14 protein-coding genes are annotated in these 22,570 nt (G+C 44.9%); 13 read left to right on the forward strand and 1 reads right to left on the reverse strand.

Translation table 11 applies throughout. The features are described 5' to 3' along the window. Positions 1–9 precede the first annotated feature (9 nt). The 9 genes from B2746_RS20805 to B2746_RS20845 all read left to right on the forward strand — a co-directional run bounded on the left by B2746_RS20805 (position 10) and on the right by B2746_RS20845 (position 12,641). A complete protein-coding gene (locus B2746_RS20805; protein WP_290798535.1) occupies positions 10–1,722 on the forward strand; it encodes an IlvD/Edd family dehydratase in 1,713 nt (570 codons plus the stop codon). Positions 1,723–1,736: 14 nt separating this feature from the next. After that, entirely contained in the window at positions 1,737–2,504 is a 768-nt protein-coding gene (locus B2746_RS20810; RefSeq protein ID WP_290798537.1) for an SDR family NAD(P)-dependent oxidoreductase, read from the forward strand. A 9-nt stretch (positions 2,505–2,513) separates the two neighbouring features. Continuing rightward, positions 2,514–3,344 (forward strand): sugar phosphate isomerase/epimerase family protein, encoded by an 831-nt coding sequence (locus B2746_RS20815; RefSeq protein ID WP_290798540.1) that lies wholly within the window; start codon positions 2,514–2,516, stop codon positions 3,342–3,344. Positions 3,345–3,354: 10 nt separating this feature from the next. Then, positions 3,355–4,128, forward strand: a complete 774-nt coding sequence (locus B2746_RS20820; RefSeq protein ID WP_290798542.1) for an SDR family NAD(P)-dependent oxidoreductase — start codon at positions 3,355–3,357, stop codon at positions 4,126–4,128. Between the two features lie 17 nt (positions 4,129–4,145). Next, the gene (locus B2746_RS20825; protein ID WP_290798545.1) at positions 4,146–5,000 is read left to right on the forward strand and encodes a fumarylacetoacetate hydrolase family protein; all 855 of its coding nucleotides are present in this window, start codon (positions 4,146–4,148) and stop codon (positions 4,998–5,000) included. An 11-nt stretch (positions 5,001–5,011) separates the two neighbouring features. Then, a complete protein-coding gene (locus B2746_RS20830) occupies positions 5,012–7,825 on the forward strand; it encodes an FAD-binding and (Fe-S)-binding domain-containing protein (RefSeq protein ID WP_290798547.1) in 2,814 nt (937 codons plus the stop codon). A gap of 108 nt (positions 7,826–7,933) precedes the next feature. Next, entirely contained in the window at positions 7,934–10,372 is a 2,439-nt protein-coding gene (gene ppsA / locus B2746_RS20835; protein WP_290798550.1) for a phosphoenolpyruvate synthase, read from the forward strand. Between the two features lie 4 nt (positions 10,373–10,376). After that, positions 10,377–11,558, forward strand: coding sequence for a Gfo/Idh/MocA family protein (locus B2746_RS20840; RefSeq protein WP_290798553.1), 1,182 nt, complete (start codon positions 10,377–10,379; stop codon positions 11,556–11,558). Positions 11,559–11,588: 30 nt separating this feature from the next. Continuing rightward, positions 11,589–12,641: a sugar phosphate isomerase/epimerase family protein gene (locus tag B2746_RS20845; RefSeq protein ID WP_290798556.1), complete on the forward strand. Its 1,053-nt coding sequence runs from the start codon at positions 11,589–11,591 to the stop codon at positions 12,639–12,641. Between the two features lie 14 nt (positions 12,642–12,655). Here the strand turns inward: B2746_RS20845 and B2746_RS20850 are convergent, their stop codons facing one another. Then, positions 12,656–13,549 (reverse strand): helix-turn-helix domain-containing protein, encoded by an 894-nt coding sequence (locus B2746_RS20850; RefSeq protein WP_290798558.1) that lies wholly within the window; start codon positions 13,547–13,549, stop codon positions 12,656–12,658. Positions 13,550–13,736: 187 nt separating this feature from the next. Between B2746_RS20850 and B2746_RS20855 the strand changes: the two genes are divergently transcribed. The 4 genes from B2746_RS20855 (at position 13,737) to B2746_RS20870 (ending at position 22,545) form a co-directional block, all read left to right on the forward strand. Further along, positions 13,737–17,078, forward strand: coding sequence for a beta-L-arabinofuranosidase domain-containing protein (locus tag B2746_RS20855; protein ID WP_290798560.1), 3,342 nt, complete (start codon positions 13,737–13,739; stop codon positions 17,076–17,078). A 30-nt stretch (positions 17,079–17,108) separates the two neighbouring features. Further along, positions 17,109–17,621: a hypothetical protein gene (locus B2746_RS20860; protein ID WP_290798563.1), complete on the forward strand. Its 513-nt coding sequence runs from the start codon at positions 17,109–17,111 to the stop codon at positions 17,619–17,621. Positions 17,622–17,746: 125 nt separating this feature from the next. Then, on the forward strand, positions 17,747–20,902 hold the full coding sequence (locus tag B2746_RS20865) for a SusC/RagA family TonB-linked outer membrane protein (RefSeq protein ID WP_290798565.1): 3,156 nt from the start codon (positions 17,747–17,749) through the stop codon (positions 20,900–20,902). Positions 20,903–20,931: 29 nt separating this feature from the next. Next, positions 20,932–22,545, forward strand: coding sequence for a RagB/SusD family nutrient uptake outer membrane protein (locus B2746_RS20870; RefSeq protein WP_290798567.1), 1,614 nt, complete (start codon positions 20,932–20,934; stop codon positions 22,543–22,545). The last annotated feature ends 25 nt before the right edge of the window (positions 22,546–22,570 follow it).

Consider the following 22,570-nt stretch of genomic DNA (forward strand, 5'->3'; position numbering starts at 1 on the left):
TCGATTAGCATGCAAGGAGAACTAAGAAGTCAACAATGGTTTGGAAAGGAAGGAAAGGATGGGTTCATATACAGGGCCTGGATGAAAAATCAGGGTATACCTGCTGATGAGTTTAAGGGGAAGCCGGTAATTGGTATCTGCAATACCTGGTCGGAGTTAACACCTTGCAATGCACATTTCAGAGAGTTGGCAGAATCGGTAAAGAAAGGTATTCTTCAGGCAGGTGGATTTCCGGTGGAGTTTCCGGTGATGTCAACCGGAGAAACGTTGATGAAACCAACAGCCATGTTGTTCCGTAACCTGGTAAGCATGGACGTGGAGGAATCAATCAGGGCAAACCCATTGGATGGTGTGGTATTGCTTTGTGGTTGCGATAAAACGACGCCATCTTTATTGATGGGTGCCTGCAGTGTTGATATCCCAACTATAATAGTATCGGGAGGTCCGATGTTAACTGGTAAGTATCGCGGTAAGAATATAGCTACCAGTGATGTTTGGCGGTTTACAGATGAATTGCGCGCAGGCAGTATGACGGAAGAAGACCTGAACGTTGCAGAGGCTGGCATGTGTAGAAGCCAGGGGCATTGTGCTGTAATGGGCACTGCTTCGAGTATGGCATGTATGGTGGAAGCATTAGGGCTGTCGTTACCTGGCAATGCAGCCATCCCTGCAGTAGATTCCAATAGAAAGGTATTGGCACAATTATCTGGCCGCCGTATAGTAGATATGGTGCACAAGAACATGAAACTTTCAACGTTGCTGACGCGCGAAGCATTTGAAAATGCGATTATGGCGAATGCAGCAGTCGGCGGGTCCACCAATTTTGTGATTCACCTGATGGCGATAGCCGGCCGTATCGGTGTTCCGTTGGATATCCAGGATTTCGACCGGTTATCTGCTAACATTCCCCTGCTTGTAAACCTACAACCTTCGGGAAAATATTTCATGGAAGACATGTATTATGCGGGTGGATTACCTGCTGTTATGAACGCCCTGAGAGCCCATCTGCATAAAGATACCTTGACGGTAAACGGACGGACGGTGGGAGAAAACGCATTACTGGATGCAACTCTTAATCCAGATGTTATTTCATCTATGGAAAAGCCGTTTAATGAACTGTCGGGAATCGTGGTGTTAAAAGGGAATCTGTGTGAATCGGGAGCGATTCTGAAACCCTCTGCTGCGAGTAAGTCTTTACTTCAACATACCGGACGTGCAATAGTATTTGAGAATATTGAAGATTATAAATTACGCATCGATGATCCTGCATTGGATGTAGATGAAACCTGTGTTCTGGTATTAAAAAATGTGGGACCGAAAGGGTATCCGGGCATGCCCGAAGTAGGCAATATGAGCCTGCCCAAAAAATTACTCGAAAAAGGAATAACCGACATGATCCGGATATCAGATGGGCGGATGAGCGGTACCGGATTTGGAACGGTTGTACTCCATGTAGCACCTGAAGCGGCTGCCGGTGGTACCCTCGCTCTGGTGCGCGAAGGAGATATGATAACACTGAATGTTGCGGACAGACGATTAGATGTGTTGCTGGATGCAGTAGAACTGGCAAACCGCAAAGCCGCCTGGACACCTCCTTCGCACGATTACAAACGGGGATATGTTCACCTTTACATAAATAACGTGGAAGAAGCCAGTCAGGGTGCAGATTTCGGATTTCTTAAAGGAAGTTCGGGAAGCGAAGTGGCGAGAGATTCCCACTAAAATAGGTACACATTATGAAAAAGGAACTATTGGAAGCGAAGACAGCGATTGTTACGGGTGCAGGCCAAGGTATCGGGTTTGAAATTGCCCTTTTACTGTCCCGAGAAGGTGCTGCAGTTGTGTTGAATGATCTCGATCCGCACTTGGGCGAAAAAGCAGCGGAAACAATTTGCCAGGAGGGAGGGAAATGCATTGCTGTTAACGGCGATACCGCAAATGATGAAGTATTGGATCGGATGATTGCGACGGCGATAGAACAGTTTGGACACCTGGATGTGGTGGTTGCCAATGCAGGCGTTACACTTTTTGGAGATTTTCTGACTTATCCGGCATCCTCTCTTTTTGAAGTATTCCGGGTGAACCTGGGTGGTTCATTCTTCCTGGCTCAACGGGCAGCCAGGCAAATGATCAGCCAAGGAAACGGCGGCTCCATATTGTTTACTTCTTCTGTTACAGGACATCAGGCACACAAGGATCTGGCTGCCTATGGCATGACAAAAGCCGCGCTGGAAATGCTGGCAAAAAATCTGGTAATTGAATTATCGCCTTACAAAATAAACGTGAACACAGTTGCACCGGGTGCAACACTAACAGAAAGAACGATGGGCGACCCGGATTATGATGCAACATGGTCTCGCATTACACCCATGGGAAGGCCGGCTACCACGGCAGATATTGCGCATGCCGTGTTATTCCTGGTATCAGATAATGCACGTCATATAACCGGTCAAAGCCTGGTTATTGATGGAGGCTGGACTTCTGTTAGCCCCTCACCATTTTAAAGATCAGACATGAAAAAAATTGTACCTGGACTACTATTGTCCATCGCTTTACTATGCCTGGAGAGTTGCAAATCAGCTCAGCAGGAATGGACACCCGAAATTGGTGTACAACTCTGGACCTTCAAGGAATTTACCGTTGAGGAAGCATTACGTAAAGCAGACAGCGCCGGATTGAAGAATATTGAAGTGTTTGATGGACAACTGTTGCAATCTGGTTCAGACGCAAAGTTAACGCCATCCATGACAGCAGAATCAGAAGCGGCCCTGGTATCGATGGCCAAACAGGCAGGTATTCGTATCAGTTCGGCTTACTTGGCTGCCCCGGCAGATTCAACGCAGTGGCCTGTTGTATTTGCCTTTGCAAAAAGATTAGGGCTATCGTATATCACAATGGAACCGTCGGCAGATGCACTCGATCATATTAACCAGTTGGCTGGTGAGGCGGGCGTGCCCATTGCGCTCCATAACCATCCACGCGGCTCTAGCTACTATTGGCACCCCGATACCGTCTATTCGGTTATACAACACCGTTTGAACCTGGGTGCTTGTGCCGACATCGGCCATTGGGGGCGAAGCGGGCTGGATCTGGTGCAAAGTCTTTCAAAGCTGAATGGCCGTATTTTAGGTGTTCATGTGAAAGATATTACAGAACCTGGACAGGTGGACGCAGCGGATGTTCCTATGGGAGAGGGGAAGCTGGACCTGAAACCTGTTCTGACAGAATTAAAAAGACAGCACTTTAAAGGTGTATTGGTAATTGAGCGGGAAGGAAACTGGCTGAACAATACTTCTGAAGTAAAAGCAACAGCCGATTTAATAAATGATTTGCGGAAAGACTGAAATCGAAATTATGTTTAACCTGGAAAAGAAAGTAGCCATTGTAACAGGGGGAGGCAGTGGCATAGGGCAGGCAATTTCAACATTGTTTGCCAAACAAGGAGCTTTTGTTGTGATTATGGATATTCAGGCTGCTGCTGCCAGGGAAACAGTAGCAGCCATCCATAACTCCGGTGGTCAGGCAATGTATAAAGCATGTGATATTGCTGATCCGGAAGCTGTACAGGGCGCAGTGATCAGCCTTCGCCAGGAGTTGGGCAGGTTAGATATATTGGTAAATAATGCCGGCATTGCGCATGTTGGTTCAGTTGAAAACGCTACCAGTGAAGATATTGACCGTCTCTTGGCGGTGAATGTGAAAGGCGTAATACATATGATTCGTGCTGTGGTGTCATTTCTGAAAGAAAAAGGAGGCGTAATTCTAAATATGGCTTCGGTAGCATCGCAGGTTGGATTGGCCGATCGGTTTATTTACAGTATGACCAAAGGCGCTGTGGTTGGCATGACACTATCTGTTGCAAAAGACTATTTATCCTTCAATATCCGCTGTAACTGTATTTCACCCGCCAGAGTGCACACGCCGTTTGTAGACGGATTTTTGCAAAAAAATTACCCTGGCAAGGAAGCAGAAATGTTTGCTAAACTGGAAGCATCGCAACCTATCGGACGAATGGGCCAGCCAGCAGAGATTGCTGCATTGGCACTTTATCTCTGTTCTGATGAAGCGTCTTTTATCACAGGATGTGATTACCCGATTGACGGTGGATTTACCAAACTGAATACCTGATTATAAAAAATTGTGAAATGAAATTGATACGTTTCGGCAACCCCGGGGCAGAAAAACCGGGTGTACTAACGGATACAAATAAACGAAAAGATCTGTCTGATTATTTCAGTGACTGGGACCGGAATTTTTTTCGGGAAGGTGGCCTTAATAAACTGCAGCAGGTTTTGCAGGAGCAGGGAGATACGCTTCCGGATATTCCGTCAAAATTTAGATGGGCTTCCTGTGTGGCAAGGCCCGGTAAAGTGATTTGTATTGGTTTGAACTATTCTGATCACGCTGCAGAATCGGGTATGCCCGTGCCATTGGAACCAATTGTATTCCAGAAAGCAGCAAACACGGTTGTGGGGCCCTATGATCCCATTCTTATTCCGAGGGGTAGCGAAAAAACAGACTGGGAAGTTGAGTTGGGAATAGTAATTGGGAAAGATGCACGATACCTTCCATCTGTAGAAGCAGCTAAAAACTCTATTGGAGGATATTGTATTTCTCACGATGTGTCGGAACGTGCTTTCCAATTGGAAAGAGGTGGGCAATGGACGAAAGGAAAATCCTGCGACAATTTTAATCCGTTGGGACCCTTCATGGCTACTGTAGAAGAGTTTCGTGACGTACATGCACTGAATATGAAATTGCTGGTGAACGGAGAACAGATGCAGCAGGGAAACACCAGAACTATGATTTTTGATTGTTACTACCTGGTTCATTACTTATCACAATTCATGACACTGGAAGCCGGTGATTTGATTTCAACCGGTACGCCACCCGGCGTGGGCCTTGGCATGAAACCAGCACGTTACCTAAAAGCAGGTGACCGTGTATCGGTAGAAATAGAGGGCCTGGGAAGTCAGGAACAGGTTTGTCTGCCCGCTTAAAGACAACTACAATGCTTACTGCGCTGAAACAATTATTACCGGCTGAACGTATTAAAACCAGTTTATTAGACAGGGTTTCTTATGCGGCAGATGCCGGCTTTTATTACTTATTGCCACAAGCAATAGTGCAACCGGTTTCGGAAGAGGAAATAGCGGCCTTGTTCAGCTATGCACAGGAAGCAAAAATTCCCCTGGTGTTCAGAGCAGGCGGTACCAGCTTATCGGGCCAATCCATTACAGATGGCCTACTGGTGGATCTCAGCAGAGGGTGGAAGAAAGTAATGCCTGATGAATCAGGAAAAACAGTAACTGTAGGGCCTGGTGTAACGGGTGCCATAGTAAATGCGCGGCTACGAAAGTACCATCGAAAAATTGGGCCAGACCCGTCAAGCATCAGCGCTGCGATGATGGGTGGAATTCTCTCCAATAATGCAAGCGGAATGTGTTGTGGCGTGGAGCATAACTCCTACCATACCACGCGAAGTATCCGATTTATTTTACCCACGGGAGAGGTTTATTCGACAGATAATAAAACAGACTATCATCGCTTCCTGATCAGTGCAACTCAATTGGCGGAAGAACTTATCAGCATAAAGAAAGAGATAAGTTTTGATACGGCACTCTATTCTAAAATCCGCCAAAAATATACCACCAAAAACACAGTGGGGTATGCGCTTAATGCCTTTCTTGATTATGAACATCCGTTGGATATATTTGCCCATCTGCTGATTGGAGGAGAAGGTACACTGGCATTTATTTCCGAAGCAGTAATGGACACTATCCCAGACAAACCGGAAAAGAGTACAGCACTCATTTATTTTCCAACAATTTTTGCCGCATGCGAAGCCATACAACCGCTAAACGAGGCAGGCGCAGCGATGGTAGAACTGATGGATCGCGCTTCCTTAAGAGCCATTGAGTTGCTTCCCGGCATGGATCCCTTTGTTCAAACCCTGCCATCAGCTGCCGCTGCATTGCTAATTGAATTCCAGGAAGAAAACCGGCAGGATTTAGATAACAGGGTGAAGTGTTTTTTGGAGCAATCCAACACTTTATCGCTGCTTAACAAACCTTGTTTTACCACCGATCCGGTACAACGGGAATACTTCTGGAAAATTCGGAAAGGACTATTTCCTGCAGTGGGTGCTGTGCGGGCGGCCGGCACTACCGTAATTTTGGAAGACATAGCGTTCCCCTTACATAATTTGGGTGCTGCTATTCTTTCTCTACAGGAATTGTTTCAATGTTTTGCTTATGATAATGCCATTATTTTTGGTCATGCAAAAGATGGAAACATACATTTCGTAGTTACGCAGGCATTTGACACACCAGAAGAAATTAAACGATATGATCATTTTATTAGGCAACTGGTTGACCTAGTAGTGAATCGTTATGACGGAACGTTAAAAGCGGAACATGGTACGGGTAGAAACATGGCTCCCTTTGTAAAAGCAGAATGGGGCGCGGATGCGTTTGCGTTGATGCAGCGAATCAAGAGAGTAGCCGATCCTTCCGGATGCCTTAACCCCGGTGTTATTATTAACGAAAACGAAGCGTCTCATATCCAACACCTGAAGCAATTACCGGTGGTAGAATCGGAGGTGGATAAATGTATCGAATGCGGATTCTGCGAACCGGTTTGCCCGAGTAGAGGATTGACCATGACACCACGTCGAAGGATTGTGGCTAGGAGGGTGCTGGCTCAGGTAAAACTTAAGGGTGATAAGAAGTTGGAACAGGAATTGCTTGAACAATATCAATATAATGGTTTGGAAACCTGTGCCGTGGATGGGTTATGCGCAGGCGCCTGCCCGGTTAATATCAATACCGGCGATTTGGTAAAAAGATTAAGACGTGAGCAACATGGAGTTTGGTCGAATAGATTGGCCTTGCTAATTGCCCGGCGGATTGCGGTCGTAGAATGGTGCGCACGGCTGGCTATTCAGATGGGCGGTTTTGTAAATAAGATCGCGGGAGCACAAACCATGACTACTATTACGACCAAACTCCGAAAGCTAATTCCTGCCTTACCTATATGGTCTGCTCAACTTCGCCGTCCACCCGTTTGGAAAGCAACACCTGCAACACAGGCAGCAGATATACTTTATTTTCCCGCCTGTATTTCGCGGTTGCTGGGTGGCTCGCCAACCGGCAAAAAGAATCAGTTGGATACATTTCTTGAGCTGGCTGAAAAAGCGGGTATTGGTGTTAAGGTAGGCGATAATTTAATGGGTAGTTGTTGTGGACAGATCTTTCATTCAAAGGGTTTGAGTAAAGCCTATCAGCACACTGCCAATGATATCGTAGATCGTTTATGGAAAGCAAGCAACGGTGGTACATTGCCGGTTGTTATTGATATCAGTTCGTGTGCGTTTACTTTTCAAGGAATTGAATCGGTATTGTCAACAGAAAACAAGATTCGTTTCAAACAGATCCGTTTAATGGACAGTATTGATTTTTTGCATGAAATGGTTTTACCATCGTGTAAGGTTGGTGTTAAGAAAGAAAAGGTTGTTCTGCATCCGGTTTGTACACTCAAAAAAACAGGGACGGAGGAAAAATTCAAAGCCATTGCACAAAAATTTTCGAATGAAGTTATTTGGCCTGCACAAGCTGGTTGTTGCGGTATGGCGGGTGATCGCGGATTTCTTTTTCCTGAACTAACAGCCTCAGCTACTCAGGCAGAAGCAGAAGAAGTTCGAACCTATTCCGCTGATGGTTATTATTCAACTACACGTACCTGTGAAATAGCCATGACCGATGCAGTGAAGAAAAATTACGAATCACTTCTTTACCTCGTGAATGAATGTACAGAACATAGGTAACCAGGTTAAACAACCGGATAATACTATGATATTTATTTGCAATTGCCCGATCTAGATTTGCATTATTCCCACCTCAGTATTGCCAACAAAAACTGCAAATCTCAAATAATGAACACGAATAGTCTAATTGTTCCCCTTCACCATGTGGGGATGCAACACCTTGAATATGTAGGAGGTAAAAATGCATCCCTGGGTGAAATGCTGCAACACCTAAGTCCGCTTGGTATAAGGATTCCAAATGGCTTCGTAATAACCGTTCGCGTGTACAAACTATTTTTACAATCGAACGATCTGGAGCCGGCGATTAAATCTATCATCAAAGAAATTGATTTTGAAAACCTGGAATCTTTACGGAAGGCAGGTAAAAAAATCAGGCAGATGATTCGCAACACAAAATTTCCAAAGGATATAAGTGAGCGGATTATCGACTCCTACCTGCATTTGTCTGAGGAGTATAAAATCCAGGATGTAGACGTGGCTGTTCGCTCTTCTGCAACAGCCGAAGACTTACCCGATGCATCTTTTGCCGGGCAGCAGGAAACGTATCTGAATGTACGTGGACCGGCTTCCCTGATTGATGCAGTTCGGAATTGTTTTGCTTCTTTGTTTACTGATCGTGCTATAAGTTACCGTGAGAATTTCGGATACAATCATTTTGATCTTGCCCTTTCAGTTTGTGTTCAGAAAATGGTACGATCAGATCTGGCCAGTTCCGGTGTTGCTTTTTCATTGGATACCGAAAGTGGCTTTAAAGACGTGGTAGTGATCAATGGTTCCTATGGGCTTGGGGAAATGGTGGTGCAGGGTGCGGTATCGCCCGATGAATTCATTGTATTTAAACCAACGTTGAAAGGTGGATACCAGTCTATTATTGAACGCAAGCTGGGCAACAAGGATAAGATGATGATTTATGGTGATAACCCTGATGAACGCGTTACCATTATACCTACTGAATCTTATATGCGCACAAAATTCTGTTTGGAAGAAGACCAGGCCCTGCAACTGGCAGATTGGGTTGTACGAATTGAGGACTATTACACAAAGCTAAAAGGATATTGGTGCCCGATGGATGTGGAATGGGCGATTGATGGAAAATCCAATCAGTTGTTTATTGTACAGGCAAGGCCGGAAACGATTCATTCGCAAAAGAAAAAACAGGTGTTTACCGAATACCAGATACATGATGCAGGCAGAGAAGAGCGGTTGGTATCGAAGGGAATTGCTGTTGGCGATAAACTCGCATCTGGTCAGGTAAATATTTTGTACTCGCTTGATAAGCGGGTGGCAGATGGGCACGAATTTAAAGCAGGTGATGTATTGGTGACCGATATGACCGATCCTGACTGGGAGCCGATAATGAAAAAAGCGTCTGCTATCATTACCAATAAAGGTGGAAGAACCTGTCATGCAGCAATTGTTGCGCGCGAAATGGGTGTGCCTGCAATCGTAGGTTGTGGCAATGCTACCGATTTGTTGAAGAATGGTCAGTTGGTTACGGCCTCCTGCGCAGAAGGAGATATTGGTTTTATTTATGATGGTGTGCTGGAGTTTACAAAGACTGAAGTGGATCTGACACAGCTTGCTACCCTGCGTACTCCGCTGATGTTTAATGTAGGTTCTCCGAATATGGCATTTCATTTTTCTCAATTACCAAACCAGGGTGTAGGGTTGGCCAGAGAAGAATTTATCATCAACAATTTTATTCAGGTGCATCCGATGGCGTTATTACGTCATAAAACACTGGGTGATGCAGCACTGTCGGAAAAAATTGAGCAGTTGATTGCTGGTTTTGAAAATGAAGAAACATTTTTCATTCATAAACTTTCCTACGGAATTGCCCGTATTGCCGCTGCGTTTTATCCGAAAAAAGTAATTGTTCGTTTTTCTGACTTTAAAAGCAATGAGTATTTTAATTTATTGGGTGGCAAGTATTTTGAACCGTCTGAAGAGAATCCAATGATTGGCTGGAGGGGTGCGTCGAGGTATTATTCCGATGCGTATAAAGACGCGTTCAAAATGGAATGTAAAGCGATCCGCCTGGTGAGAGAAACAATCGGGTTGAATAATGTGGTAGTGATGATTCCATTTTGCAGAACTGTTAATGAATTACTGAAAGTGCAGGCTGTTATGAAAGAGTGTGGGTTGGAACGTGGAAAGGAAGGGCTGGAAATTTATCTCATGGCTGAGTTGCCATCTAATATCCTGATGGCTGATGAATTTGCAGATCATATCGACGGATTCTCCATCGGCTCAAATGATCTTACACAATTAACGTTGGGGCTTGATCGTGATTCATCATTGGTTTCTCATTTGTTTGATGAAAGAAATGAAGCAGTAAAGAAGATGATTGAGCAATTGATCAGGGTTGCAAAAAACAGGAATGTGAAAGTAGGTATTTGCGGTCAGGGTCCTTCAGACTATCCTGATTTTGCTCAGTTTCTGGTAGAGCAGGAAATAGATAGCATTTCTGTTACTCCGGATTCTCTGGTAAAAACAACCCTGGCCATACAGGCGGTTGAAGCAAAGCTATTCACTAACAAAGCATAAAGAAATGAAAAGAAAACTTCGTATGGGCATGATTGGTGGAGGAAATGATTCCTTCATCGGTGGAATTCACCGCATGGCGGCGAATCTCGACGGCCTAATTGAATTGTGCTGTGGTGCACTAAGCATTGTACCTGAAAAGGCAATTGAATCGGGCCGTCAGCTTTTTCTTCCGGAAAACAGAATCTATCTTACTTATGAGGATATGATTCAGCGGGAAGCGGCACTTCCCCCGGATCTGCGAATGGATTTTGTAACGATTGTAACGCCCAATCACGCACATTTTGCACCTGCTATGATGGCGCTGGACCATGGATTTCATGTGGTCATCGAAAAACCGATTACGTTCTCCCTGGAAGAGGCCCGTCAGCTGGAACAGAAACAGCGCGAAAAAGGTTTGTTGCTTTGCCTTACGCATACCTATTCAGGTTATCCTATGGTGAAACAGGCGCGGGAAATGATCAGGTCGGGCCTGTTTGGCGAAATCCGCAAAGTATGGGTGGAGTATCCGCAGGGATGGTTGAGTCAGTTATTGGAAAGAGAAGGAAATGCACAGGCATCCTGGCGTACGGATCCGAAAAAAAGTGGCAAGAGTGGTTGTATGGGAGATATTGGAACGCATGCTGCGCATCTGGCAGAGTATGTAACGGGCCTGCGAATAACCGCAGTTTGCGCAGACCTGAACACCTTTGTTAAAGGACGCCAGTTGGAAGATGATGGAAATGTACTGTTGCGGTTCAATAATGGTGCTGCCGGTGTATTGATGGCATCACAGGTAGCTGCCGGAGAGGAAAATGGTATCCGCATCCGCTTGTATGGGGAGACGGGTGGTTTGGAATGGTACCAGCATGAACCCAATTCACTGCAGGTAAAATGGAGAGATGCTCCCCTTCAGGTATTGCGTGCAGGCGCTAATTATGGTGGCAGACTTTCCTCTTTTGCATTGCAGAATTGCCGCACACCGGGTGGTCATCCGGAAGGTTATATAGAAGCATTCGGAAATATCTACAGGAATTTTGCATTAAGCCTGTCGGCCAAACTCGACGGAACCCATGCCACGGCAGAAATGAGCGATTATCCTGGTGTGGTCGATGGAGTTAGAGGCATGGTGTTTATTGATACGGTAATTGAATCAGGTGAAAGCGAAACCAAATGGACCGCTTTTCCAGAAACCCGGCTGACCGATTAATTTGATCCATCTTTAAAAACAACGATTGCTATGACAACAATAAAAGGTCCGGGTATTTTCCTGGCACAATTCATGGGTGAACAAGCCCCCTTCCATACCCTCGAATCAATTTGCCAATGGGCAGCAGGTTTGGGGTTCAAAGGCGTGCAACTACCAAGCTGGGATAACCGGTGTATCAATTTGCAACTTGCTGCCGAAAGCAAAACCTATGCTGAGGAGGTAAAAGGAATCGTATCCGCAGCCGGATTGGAAATTACGGAGCTGTCCACTCACTTGCAAGGTCAACTGATTGCTGTACATCCTGCATACAATGAATTATTCGATGGGTTTGCGCCGGCAGATTATCACGGTAATGCACAAGCGAGAACAGCCTGGGCGGTGCAACAGCTAAAATATGCTTCAAGAGCCTCAGCCAATCTCGGGCTTACGGCACACGCCACATTCAGTGGAAGTCTTTTATGGCATACAGTTTATCCCTGGCCACAAAGACCTCCTGGTTTGGTGGAAACCGGATTTGGCGAATTAGCCAACCGGTGGCGCCCGATACTGGATGAGTTTGACAAATACGGTGTGGATCTGTGTTATGAAATCCATCCCGGAGAAGATCTGCACGACGGGGTTAGTTATGAACGCTTTCTGGATGCTGTGAACGGGCATGCCCGTGCGTGTATATTATACGATCCCTCACATCTTCTGTTGCAATGTATGGATTACCTCAGCTTTCTTGATATTTATCGCGATCGAATCCGTGCCTTTCATGTAAAGGATGCAGAATTTAATCCTTCAGGAAGGCAAGGAGTTTATGGCGGTTATTCGGGGTGGATTCAACGGGCAGGAAGATTTCGCTCCCTGGGTGATGGCCAAGTTGATTTCAAATCAATATTTAGCAGATTGACAGCCAATAATTTTTCGGGATGGGCTGTAATGGAATGGGAGTGTTGCCTGAAACATCCGGAAGATGGTGCAAAAGAAGGAGCTGCCTTTATAAAAGATAATATTATTAGGGTAACGCAGAAAACCTTTGATGATTTTGCTGCCACCGGAAACAATGAAGAACAAAACCGACGACTATTAGGACTATAGGCCGGTGTTAAGCATTAAGCCACAAGCCCCTTTCTTATACTTATTTTGTATTGGTAGGGGCTTTGGTTATTATGGTCTTTGAAGACTTTACAGAAATGAGAACTGGAACTATACCCACAGGCGTAGGCGATATCGGAAATGGACTGATCTTTTTCCAGCAATAATTTCCGTGCATGTTCCATGCGAAGGTCTTCGAGGTATTGAGAAAAACTTTTCTTGGTTCGATTCTTAAAATACCGGCAGAAAGATTGCTCCTTCATGCAGGCTACAGAGGCAATCTGTTTCAGTGAAATATGCTCATGCAGATTTTCTTTCAGAAATTTGATCACCTCAATCAGGCGATCTGAATCTGTGGCTTCAATAGTTGTAAGGTCGGAGTTTACAATAAAGGTTTTTTCTTCCGAAATGGAAATCAGGTGCATAATCTGTAGCAATCCCTCCACTTTTTCAAATCCTGTTTTTGTGGAAAGCGCCATCAGCTTATCTGCAATAATATTTCGGGTTTCACCCAGAATTTTGATTCCTTTCGATGCCTGCTGAATCATTTCCCGGATTGAATCGAACTCCTTCATTGACTCAAAAAACTGCTGGAACATTTTGGGGTTGAAGTAAGTAACAATAACCTTCGACTGAAGGTTAGAATTCTCTTCATAAAAAGCAGCATCACTGAGCCAGATATGCGGTACATAAGAGCCAATGAACACCATATCACCCGATTCGAACATTTCAACCTTGTTGCCGATAATGCGCTTGCCGAATCCTTCCAGAACAAAAACAAGTTCTAGTTCAGGGTGTGCATGAAAAGAAGGTTGTGAATGATAAGGAGAAGCAAGAAATGGCTGACTTCTCATATCTACATGCATGAAGTCATTGATCAGCGGTGTTATTTCAGTCTGTAAAAGCCTCATCCTAGGACGAATTAGTCGCAAAATAGAAAGTAAATGAAAAGTAAACATTATTTCGGAGATCTAATAATAAATTATCACGGTTTTGTCATGACCAGGGGAAAATGTTAAACAGATAGCATACCGGGTTAACTACAGAACATTTTAGTTGCCATTGATTCAGTTATTTTAAAGCATAAATTAATGCGTTGTGAATAGGAGTCTGATCTGCCTGGTTTTGGTGTGTATCGGTGTAAGTGCACTGGGAAAAAAGAAGAAAGCGCATTGGCATTCCTGGTGGAACACGGATTGGAAATACCGCCAATGGGTGGCTATTGATCCGGCTGGTTCAACCGAAACCATGCGGAATATACCTGTTTCGGTTCGGTTAACAGATGCACTGTTTGCAAGCGCCTATGCGAGTTCAAATGGAACAGATATCCGCGCGGTAGACAGCAACGGGCAACTACTTCCTAGCCAATTGGTTCGTTTTTCAGCGAATGATGTGCGATTACTGATTCGGTTACCCCAACTCAATAAAACAGCAGGACAGGGATTTTTCCTTTATTTCGGTAGCTCCCGGTTGGAATCATTTTCACCGGCTCTGGTACTCGATAACAGCTATTGGCTCTATACACCGCTTGCCGGAACGCTCGAAAATTTAGCGGGCCGCCCTCTTTCTATCAGCAAACAAGGTTTTGTAGTACAAAACGGATGGACAGCCGGGTTGATAACGGGTAATTCTTATCCCTGGATCAGTTTAAGCCGTCAATACCGTGGATTTCTGGAACTGATTTCTCCCGATGCGGATTTGCGGACTGGTATTATGCTGGCTGCAAGAATTCGTCCGACGGCGAGTACTACCATGAGCCTGTTTTCCAGCAATGGTTTTCAGGTTTTTCTGGAGGGCACAAAATTGGTGGTAGAAACAGAAAAAGGCCGGCTAACACTACCGGGTATCCGTTCTGGAATCTGGCAGTCGGTTGTTATTGCTGCAAGTGCAACCACCGGACAATTAAGTGCTTCAATTGGCGGTAACAAACCGGTTAATCAACAACTAATTCCTTTTTCAATTCGCACGGATACAATGCGTATCGGTCGCCATATGAACAATGGCGATAGTACACAATTTGATGGTGACCTGGAGGAGATGAGCATTCAGAACGCGTATCCGTCGGATGATTATTTACGCGTGATAGCCCGAAACCTCGATGAAAACGCAGCATTTTTACAGGTACAGCATCCCGAAACCCAATTGGGTATTGCCTTGCCCCCCGCGCCGCAATTGGTTCGTCCGGCCAATGGTGCGCAATCCCATAAACCAGACGGAATAGTATTGGAGTGGTTGCCGGTGCCGGGTGCAATCGGGTATGAAATAGAACTTTATCGCGAAGCTCAGCCGGCGAAAATCTGGAAACGCTTATCAGCAGGAAATCAGCGGTCATTTAAGATTACCCACGAAATGGCTGGTCTATCCAGCCTGTTGTGGACGGTGAGGGCAGTAACAGAGAATGGTAAATCTATCGATGGCCACCTGGCTAAACTTGATTTTATTCAGTCGGGCAGTGATTTGCCATCTCTAAATCCTAAGCGCGCAACGTTTAGCCGACCCGAACAATTCACTATTCAGTTGAATGGGTACCTGCAAAGCAGGGTACATCATCTTCAACAATACATGATTGATTTTCCCAGGCGAAATCCGGGTTTGTTAAGAATGCTGCGCGATCGTCCCGAAAAAGATATTCCTGATTGGGCGGGCGTGTTTCCCGGGCAATACCTTAGTTCGGCCCAGTTAACCTGGCGTTTAACAAAAGACCCTGAATTAAAGAAAAATATTGATCAATATGTGCTGGATTTATTGAAGACACAACGGGCAGATGGATATATGGGACCGTTTACTGATTTGAACGGGCCGCTTTCTTTATGGAATCATTATGCCATGGTTTGCGGACTCATTCATTATTATGAGGATACAAGGTTTGACCCCGCACTTCAGTCAGCGATCAGGATTGTTGATTTGGTAAAGAAAGAATTTGGTGCAGGCGGAAAATCCATTCCTAAGACGGGTGGGGCCAGCGAGGCGATCAGTCATGCTGTTGCGTTGGTATACCGGGAAACCAAAAATCCCGAATATTTCCGTTTTGCCACCTACCTGATGCACGAAGCCTGGAATGAAAATGGCGGTGTTGCGTATTATCAATTGGGCGTAGATAAAAAGCCGGTTGCCGATTTTCCGGTGCGTCGCTGGGAAGGTATTCATAATATTCAGACGTTGGGCGAAATGTATTGGGTTACAGGAAATCCTTCCTATAAAAAAGCTATGGAACATTTGTGGCATACGTTACGGAAAACGGAACGACATGCTACCGGTGGTTTTTCAACAAATGAAGGACTGCTGGGAACACCGTATCAACACGGTACTATCGAAACCTGTTGTACCGTAGCCTGGACCTTATTATCTACCGATATGTTGCGGCTTACCGGAGACTCGAGGGTGGCCGATGAGTTGGAGTGGAGTACGTTGAACAGTGCATTGGGATCGATCCCGTTGGATGGCGGCTGTTCTTCTTATGGTACGCAACCAGAAGGATTTCGTCGTTTTTGTGAACTCCGACAGGGCCCATCCGATGGCATCGAATTGAATTGTTGTTCCTCCAACGCGCCGAGGGCTATTGGCAACATTGCTAACTGGGCGTTGCTGGAAAACGCTGGCGGTTTGGTTTTGAATTATTACGGCCCTTCTACATTAACAACGAATGTGAAAGGAAATAATACGTTCAGCATACAGCAGGAAACCAGCTATCCGGAAGACGGCAACATTCGCTTACATATTTCCTTAAGCCAATCGCAAAAAATACCGGTACAGTTACGGATTCCGCAATGGTCTATAAATAACACTATATTATTGAATGGAAAAGCCTTGCCGGCACCCATGGCAGGTACTTATTACACAATAGACCGCAAGTGGAAAACCGGTGACCTGATTGAACTGATACTGGATTTTCGTCCGCGCGTACGCGCCGGAGAAGAAGTGTACAGCGGTAAAGTGGCGATCTACAAAGGGCCGATTTTGTTGGCCCAGGACATGCGGTATTCAACGAATCAACCACCTGCACAGCTTGATCTTCGCTCTTTGAAAATCGAATCACTGCCCACGGCAGACGACGAAAAACAGCCCTGGCTTTTGATAATGGTTCAGGATGCTGCAGGCAAAGAATGGCAATTTTGTGATTTTTCCAGTGCAGGGCAGCAGGGTGGTTATTATCGTTCTTGGATTGATGCAGTAAATATTCCGCCAGCACCATTTTACCAACAAGAACCATCTACACCTAGTCTGTTGCAATGGAATAAATCTCAGGGTGCGGCCTCCTGGACTATACTTATATCTGACAGACCGGATTTTCGCAACGCGAAAAAAGTAAACGGTCTCAGTAAACCCGAATATTCTACTGTGGAACTGAAACCAGGCAGGTATTGGTGGACGGTTCAGGCCGAAAACGAGCACGGTGTTCAGATTTCGGATAATCCTTCCCGTGAGTTTATAAAACGGTAATTTCTTTTAATATATACTAAATCAGACATCATGACCCGACTGCAATCGTTGTTTTTTCTTTTTGCTTTATTCTTAAGTGTAAACGCTTCAGCGCAATTCTCTACTATTAATTTGGATACGGTAAATATTCCGCGAACAGTTTTTGCTGAAAAAAGCGGTGCGCTAAAACTCATCGCAGAAAAGGGCACGGGAATAGGATTAGATATTGCGTATATGCCTGAATGGAGGGCGTTTGGCTGGTTTACAGCAAGTTCACGTGTAGAATGGTATGTAGTGGTGGAAAAAGGCGGCACTTATGATGTAACACTTGAGTGGTCTGTATCTGATGAAGAATCCGGTAAAGGTTTTGTAATTGAGTTTGGACCACAGACAGTAAAAGGGAAAGTGGGTAAATCGGGTTCATGGGAAACCTTTAAAACAGTTTCAGTTGGCCATGTGAAGTTAGCGGCAGGAAGTCATCGAGTGGTGTTCCGTCCGTCTGTTGATTTTGGTTTGGGAGCCATTCTTGACCTGCGTGAAATACGATTAAACCCTGCTCAATAAAGATAAAATAGCATAAAAAACCACAACGGTTAATTTATTGATATAACCTGCAAAGCAACCGACATTTTCTGTTCCACATTTGGATTAAGTTGGACTTTATTATTCAAAACTAAACTGCTTTTAGTATGAGATTCTTTTATTTGGCGGCAATCATCGGCCTGCTTTTTCTCTTTACCGGCGCTTCATCAGCATATGCGCAGGATAAGGAGGTGAGTGGAACGGTGAAGGATGAGGAAGGCAAACCTCTTGCGGGCGCTGCGGTTACAGTGAAAGGCACCCGACAGGGTACCAGCACGGATGCTCAGGGGAAATTTTCCCTCCGCGTTCCGTCAAACCGCACAATAATCAGCATAAGTTACACCGGTAGAAAAACAGAGGAAGTGGATGTCTCAAAAGCCACCAGTGTTTCTGTAAAATTGGCTTCCACGTTCAATTCACTGGATGAAGTGCTGGTAATTGGTTATGGTACTACACGGCGAAGAGATTTAACCGGATCGGTTACATCTGTTTCGGGAGCTGATATTCGCAAAGCTGCGCCTGTTGACATTGTATCTGCTATACAGGGCAGGGCAGCAGGTGTTCAGGTAAGAACAAGTGACGGTGCACCAGGTGCAGGTATCAATATCCAAATTCGGGGTTCAAATTCGTTTACCTCCAGTAATCCATTATATGTAATTGATGGAATTCCTTATGGAGGAAGCAATGGTTCACAAACGCCCGGATCGAGCGGTGGTAGTGCCCAACAGGTAAATGCGCTGGCATCCATCAACCCGAACGATGTTGAATCGATTGAAATTTTAAAAGACGCATCAGCTACGGCTATTTACGGATCACGCGGTTCCAACGGGGTGGTTATTATTACTACCAAAAAAGGTAAACTCGGTCCGGATAAAGTAGAATACAACGGCAATGCGTCTGTTAGCAAACCTGTTCGTAAACTGGAAGTATTGGATGCCTACCATTATGCCTTGATGCGGAATGAAGGACAACAAACTGCCAATGACCTCACGGGCACCAATACGCAATTGCCATTCGATGGTGAAATGCAGTTTTATCCAATTGCCAACCGTTTTGTACGGGCACCCTTACCCGAAGAGTTTATAGGAAAAGGTACCAATTGGCAGGATGTTATCTTTCAGAACGCGATGACCCAAAACCATACAATTTCTGTTTCAGGAGGTAGTAATGCAGGCAACCATTTGCTTTCCTTCAACTACCTGAACCAGGAAGGTGTGATCATCGGATCTAAGTATGATAAGTTCAATATCCGGGCGAACCTAAACCGGAACATCCGCGACTGGCTGGTAGTAGGTACCAGTATAAATTTTGCGCGTGAAACCAATAATATGGTGCGTACCAACATAACTGATAATACGTTTGCCGCGGGGGTTACAAGATCCGCGCTGACATTTATGCCAACTGCGGAAGTCATCGATAGTCTTACTAATACCGAAACAGTAGTTGCCAATTTGGTGAATCCATACCTCTATACTAAAAAGATGTATAACAAGATCCAGAGTACATCAATTTTCACATCCTCTTATCTGGAAGCAACACTGGCAAAAGGGTTGAAATTCAGACAGAATGTGGGCTATTCGCTTTTCAGTGGCAGAAGAGATGAATACATTCCGAAGGTGGTGAGCATTGCCGAAAACGGAGTAGCTTTTATAGGCGACGGATCCTGGCAAGCAATTGCGAGTGAAAGTGTTTTGAACTACCATAAAATAGTTAATAAGCACAATATTGGCGCAACTGTTGGTGGAACCTTTGAAAAATGGATTTCCGAATCGAGGTACAATAAGGTGTCTAATTTTCCTACCGATTTCTTCTTAACCAACAATTTTGGTGCTGCAACGGGAATTCCGATTGTGAGCAACGGCAAATCAGGAAATACCTTGGCATCTGGGCTGGCGCGTGTTAACTACAACTACGACAACAGATATTACCTGACGGTAAGTTTCCGTGCAGACGGATCGAGCAAGTTCTCTAAGAATAACAAATGGGCTTATTTCCCCTCTGCTGCTTTTTCATGGAATGTAAAAGGAGAAAAATTCCTGAAAGAATCTGACCTGGTGAGTGAGTTAAAACTTCGTTTGAGTTACGGTAAAACAGGAAGCCAGGCTATTGGTGCGTATGAAACACAGAATAAGTTGAGTCCTGCACTATACCCGATTGACGGTGCATTGACTTCTGGATTTGCAGACAATCAGCCGGGTAACGACAACCTGAAATGGGAAACCACCGATCAATATAATATTGGTTTTGATCTGAGTTTTTTCAATAACCGATTAGGGTTGGTTGGTGATTTCTATCATAAGGAAACGTATGACCTGCTGCAATCAATCATTATACCGGGTAGTACAGGATTTACCTCCAAAAGGGTAAATGCGGGTGCGGTACAAAACCGAGGAATTGAATTGACGTTGCATGGTTCTCCCATTCGTAAAAAAGATTTCTCCTGGGATGTGTCATTGAACTATTCCTCCAACAGAAACAAGATCTTATCTCTAATGGATGGCGTAACAGAGCAATTTGCCAGTCCGCTCGACCACCGTGCTTCCAGTGTTCCCTTCATTCAGAAAGTAGGGTATCCAATCGGAGCGTTGTACGGACGTGTGGAAGATGGATTGTATCGTAATGAAGCGGAGGTGAGAGCTGTTCCTGAAAATGCCGGTTTAACAGATGCTGCTATCAAGTCTCTGGTAGGAGAAATCCGGTATGCTGATTTGAACGGAGACGGTGTGGTGAACGACCACGATCGCCGGATAATTGGTGATGTTAACCCCGACTTTTTCTTCGGATTCAACAATACATTAAATTATAAAAATTTCGACCTGAATATTTTTGTCAATGGAGTTGTAGGTGGCGATATCATCAATATGAATAATACGTTCCTGAATGATTTGGGAGGAATGTACAATACATTGCAAGATGCATATGATACCCGTTGGACACCAACGAACTGGGAACATTCCACCACACCTAAAGCATGGTTTACCTATACCCGTAATTTTTACATTACAGAGCGATTTATGGAGGATGCAAGTTATGTCCGTCTCAGAAACCTGTCACTGGGCTATACATTCCAACTTGCTCATACCCGTTATATCGATCGCCTGAGGGTATATGCCAATGCGTCGAACCTGATAACCATCACCAATTACAAAGGATACGATCCTGATGTAAATGCGTTCGGTGATAACCCGGCAAGACGTGGGGTAGACTATGGCTCTTACCCAATTTCAAAAACATTTAACCTGGGTGTACAGGTTGGGTTCTAAACTGGTTTGATCAACGAAAAATTCAGTGTATGAAAAGGATATTTCTCCTCGGTTTTTTTACAACCACCTTGTTGGCATCCTGTAAAAAACAACTTACAGAAGAGTCGTATGACTTTTTGGTGCCTACTTCTTTTTATAAAACGGAAGCAGATGCCAATGCTGCTATTGTAGGCGTTTATAATATGCTATTGTCAAATGGACTGTATGGTAATTTCTGGCAGTATGAAAATGATACAGATCATGCATCGGGTCCGGCCTGGTTTTTCGGGCATATTGGCCATGGCAACTACCTGGGATTTTGGGGAACTGATGTTCCCTGGAATGATCGCTACCGGATGATTGCCCGTGCAAATTCAGTGCTGGAAAATGTGGAAGGAATGGATATTGACCCCGATGTACGTCAACGCGTATTGGGCGAAGCTTATTTTTTCCGCGCCTTTTGTTATTTTGATCTGGTTAGGCTTTATGGCGGTGTTCCTATTAGGCTGGCAACGGTTGCTTCCGACAAAGAACCGGCTGATATGGGTAGAGCCACAGTAATGCAGGTGTATGAGCAGGTGATCAGTGATCTGAAGCAGGCAGAAACCATGTTGTTTCCGTATCAGGATCCCCGATCAGGAGGTATAGGCCGTCTTACCAAAGATGTTGCGTCTGCACTTCTGGCTAAAACCTATGCAACTATTGCCTCAGGAGCATTGAGTGGTGTTGTAATCAATGTACTCACTGAGCGTATTGCAGACGGTGATAACAGACCCTATGCCAGCTATCCGTTCACAAAACGGGTTGTTATTGGTCATGAAGGTGTGAACAGCGCCGAGTATTATGAACTGGCAAGAGCGAAATCTGCTGAAGTGATTGCTACCAGCGGCCGTACACTGTTTGAGAATTTCATGGACAATTTCAAAATCCCGAATAAACACCGAAATGAAAACATGCTGAACGCCGAGTTCTATGGTGCCCTTTTACCGGAAGGTGCGTTGGTGCAGGTATACAGCGGATTTCAATTGTTTGGACCCGGTACGGGTGGTGGCTGGTCCTGGGCAACCAGAGCCTACTATAACAATTTCCTGGAGCATGGAACCAAACAGGATGAGCGGATTTTACATGGTATTAATCACCAGCCAACGATACTTGGAAAATTCTATTTCCCCGAGGAGGATACCGAGTATGCTGTTGATGGATATACCTGGAGAAAGGAAGAAGATAAAGCATATACCACCAAATATGATGACGTAGCGCAGAAAGTGCTGGGTCAGGGAAATGCACGTTATCCAATCCTTCGCTTATCAGACGTTTATCTAATTAATGCGGAGGCCAATAACGAATTGGGCCATATCGGCGATGCCTATACTTCGTTAAACGTTGTGCGCCGCAGATCCAATACGTTGGATGCTACAATCAATATGAACAAAGACCAGATGCGTTCTTTTATTCTGGAAGAAAGAGGACGTGAGTTTCTGTTCGAAAGCAACCGTCGTTTTGATCTGATGCGTTGGGGAATTTATATGGATGTGATGAATTTCATGAATGTGGATCGTTTTAATGTAACGAAGGCACGTAATGAACGATCTCTTTTACTGCCAATTCCGCTTTCTGAAATCAATTCCAACAAGGAGATCAACGAAAATAATCCGGGATGGTAACCTCTTCCCAAATCAAAACACTGTA

This window comes from Flavihumibacter sp. UBA7668, from assembly GCF_002483205.1.
GTDB lineage: Bacteria > Bacteroidota > Bacteroidia > Chitinophagales > Chitinophagaceae > Flavihumibacter.

What these genes read in the sequence shown, in the direction of transcription:
- B2746_RS20830 (WP_290798547.1), top strand. Translation starts at nt 5,012, where the DNA reads ATGCTTACTGCGCTGAAACAATTATTACCGGCTGAACGTATTAAAACC.
- B2746_RS20860 (WP_290798563.1), top strand. Translation starts at nt 17,109, where the DNA reads ATGACCCGACTGCAATCGTTGTTTTTTCTTTTTGCTTTATTCTTAAGT.
- ppsA (WP_290798550.1), top strand. Translation starts at nt 7,934, where the DNA reads ATGAACACGAATAGTCTAATTGTTCCCCTTCACCATGTGGGGATGCAA.
- B2746_RS20815 (WP_290798540.1), top strand. Translation starts at nt 2,514, where the DNA reads ATGAAAAAAATTGTACCTGGACTACTATTGTCCATCGCTTTACTATGC.
- B2746_RS20810 (WP_290798537.1), top strand. Translation starts at nt 1,737, where the DNA reads ATGAAAAAGGAACTATTGGAAGCGAAGACAGCGATTGTTACGGGTGCA.
- B2746_RS20845 (WP_290798556.1), top strand. Translation starts at nt 11,589, where the DNA reads ATGACAACAATAAAAGGTCCGGGTATTTTCCTGGCACAATTCATGGGT.
- B2746_RS20850 (WP_290798558.1), bottom strand. Translation starts at nt 13,549, where the DNA reads ATGAGGCTTTTACAGACTGAAATAACACCGCTGATCAATGACTTCATG.
- B2746_RS20870 (WP_290798567.1), top strand. Translation starts at nt 20,932, where the DNA reads ATGAAAAGGATATTTCTCCTCGGTTTTTTTACAACCACCTTGTTGGCA.
- B2746_RS20825 (WP_290798545.1), top strand. Translation starts at nt 4,146, where the DNA reads ATGAAATTGATACGTTTCGGCAACCCCGGGGCAGAAAAACCGGGTGTA.
- B2746_RS20865 (WP_290798565.1), top strand. Translation starts at nt 17,747, where the DNA reads ATGAGATTCTTTTATTTGGCGGCAATCATCGGCCTGCTTTTTCTCTTT.
- B2746_RS20820 (WP_290798542.1), top strand. Translation starts at nt 3,355, where the DNA reads ATGTTTAACCTGGAAAAGAAAGTAGCCATTGTAACAGGGGGAGGCAGT.
- B2746_RS20805 (WP_290798535.1), top strand. Translation starts at nt 10, where the DNA reads ATGCAAGGAGAACTAAGAAGTCAACAATGGTTTGGAAAGGAAGGAAAG.
- B2746_RS20840 (WP_290798553.1), top strand. Translation starts at nt 10,377, where the DNA reads ATGAAAAGAAAACTTCGTATGGGCATGATTGGTGGAGGAAATGATTCC.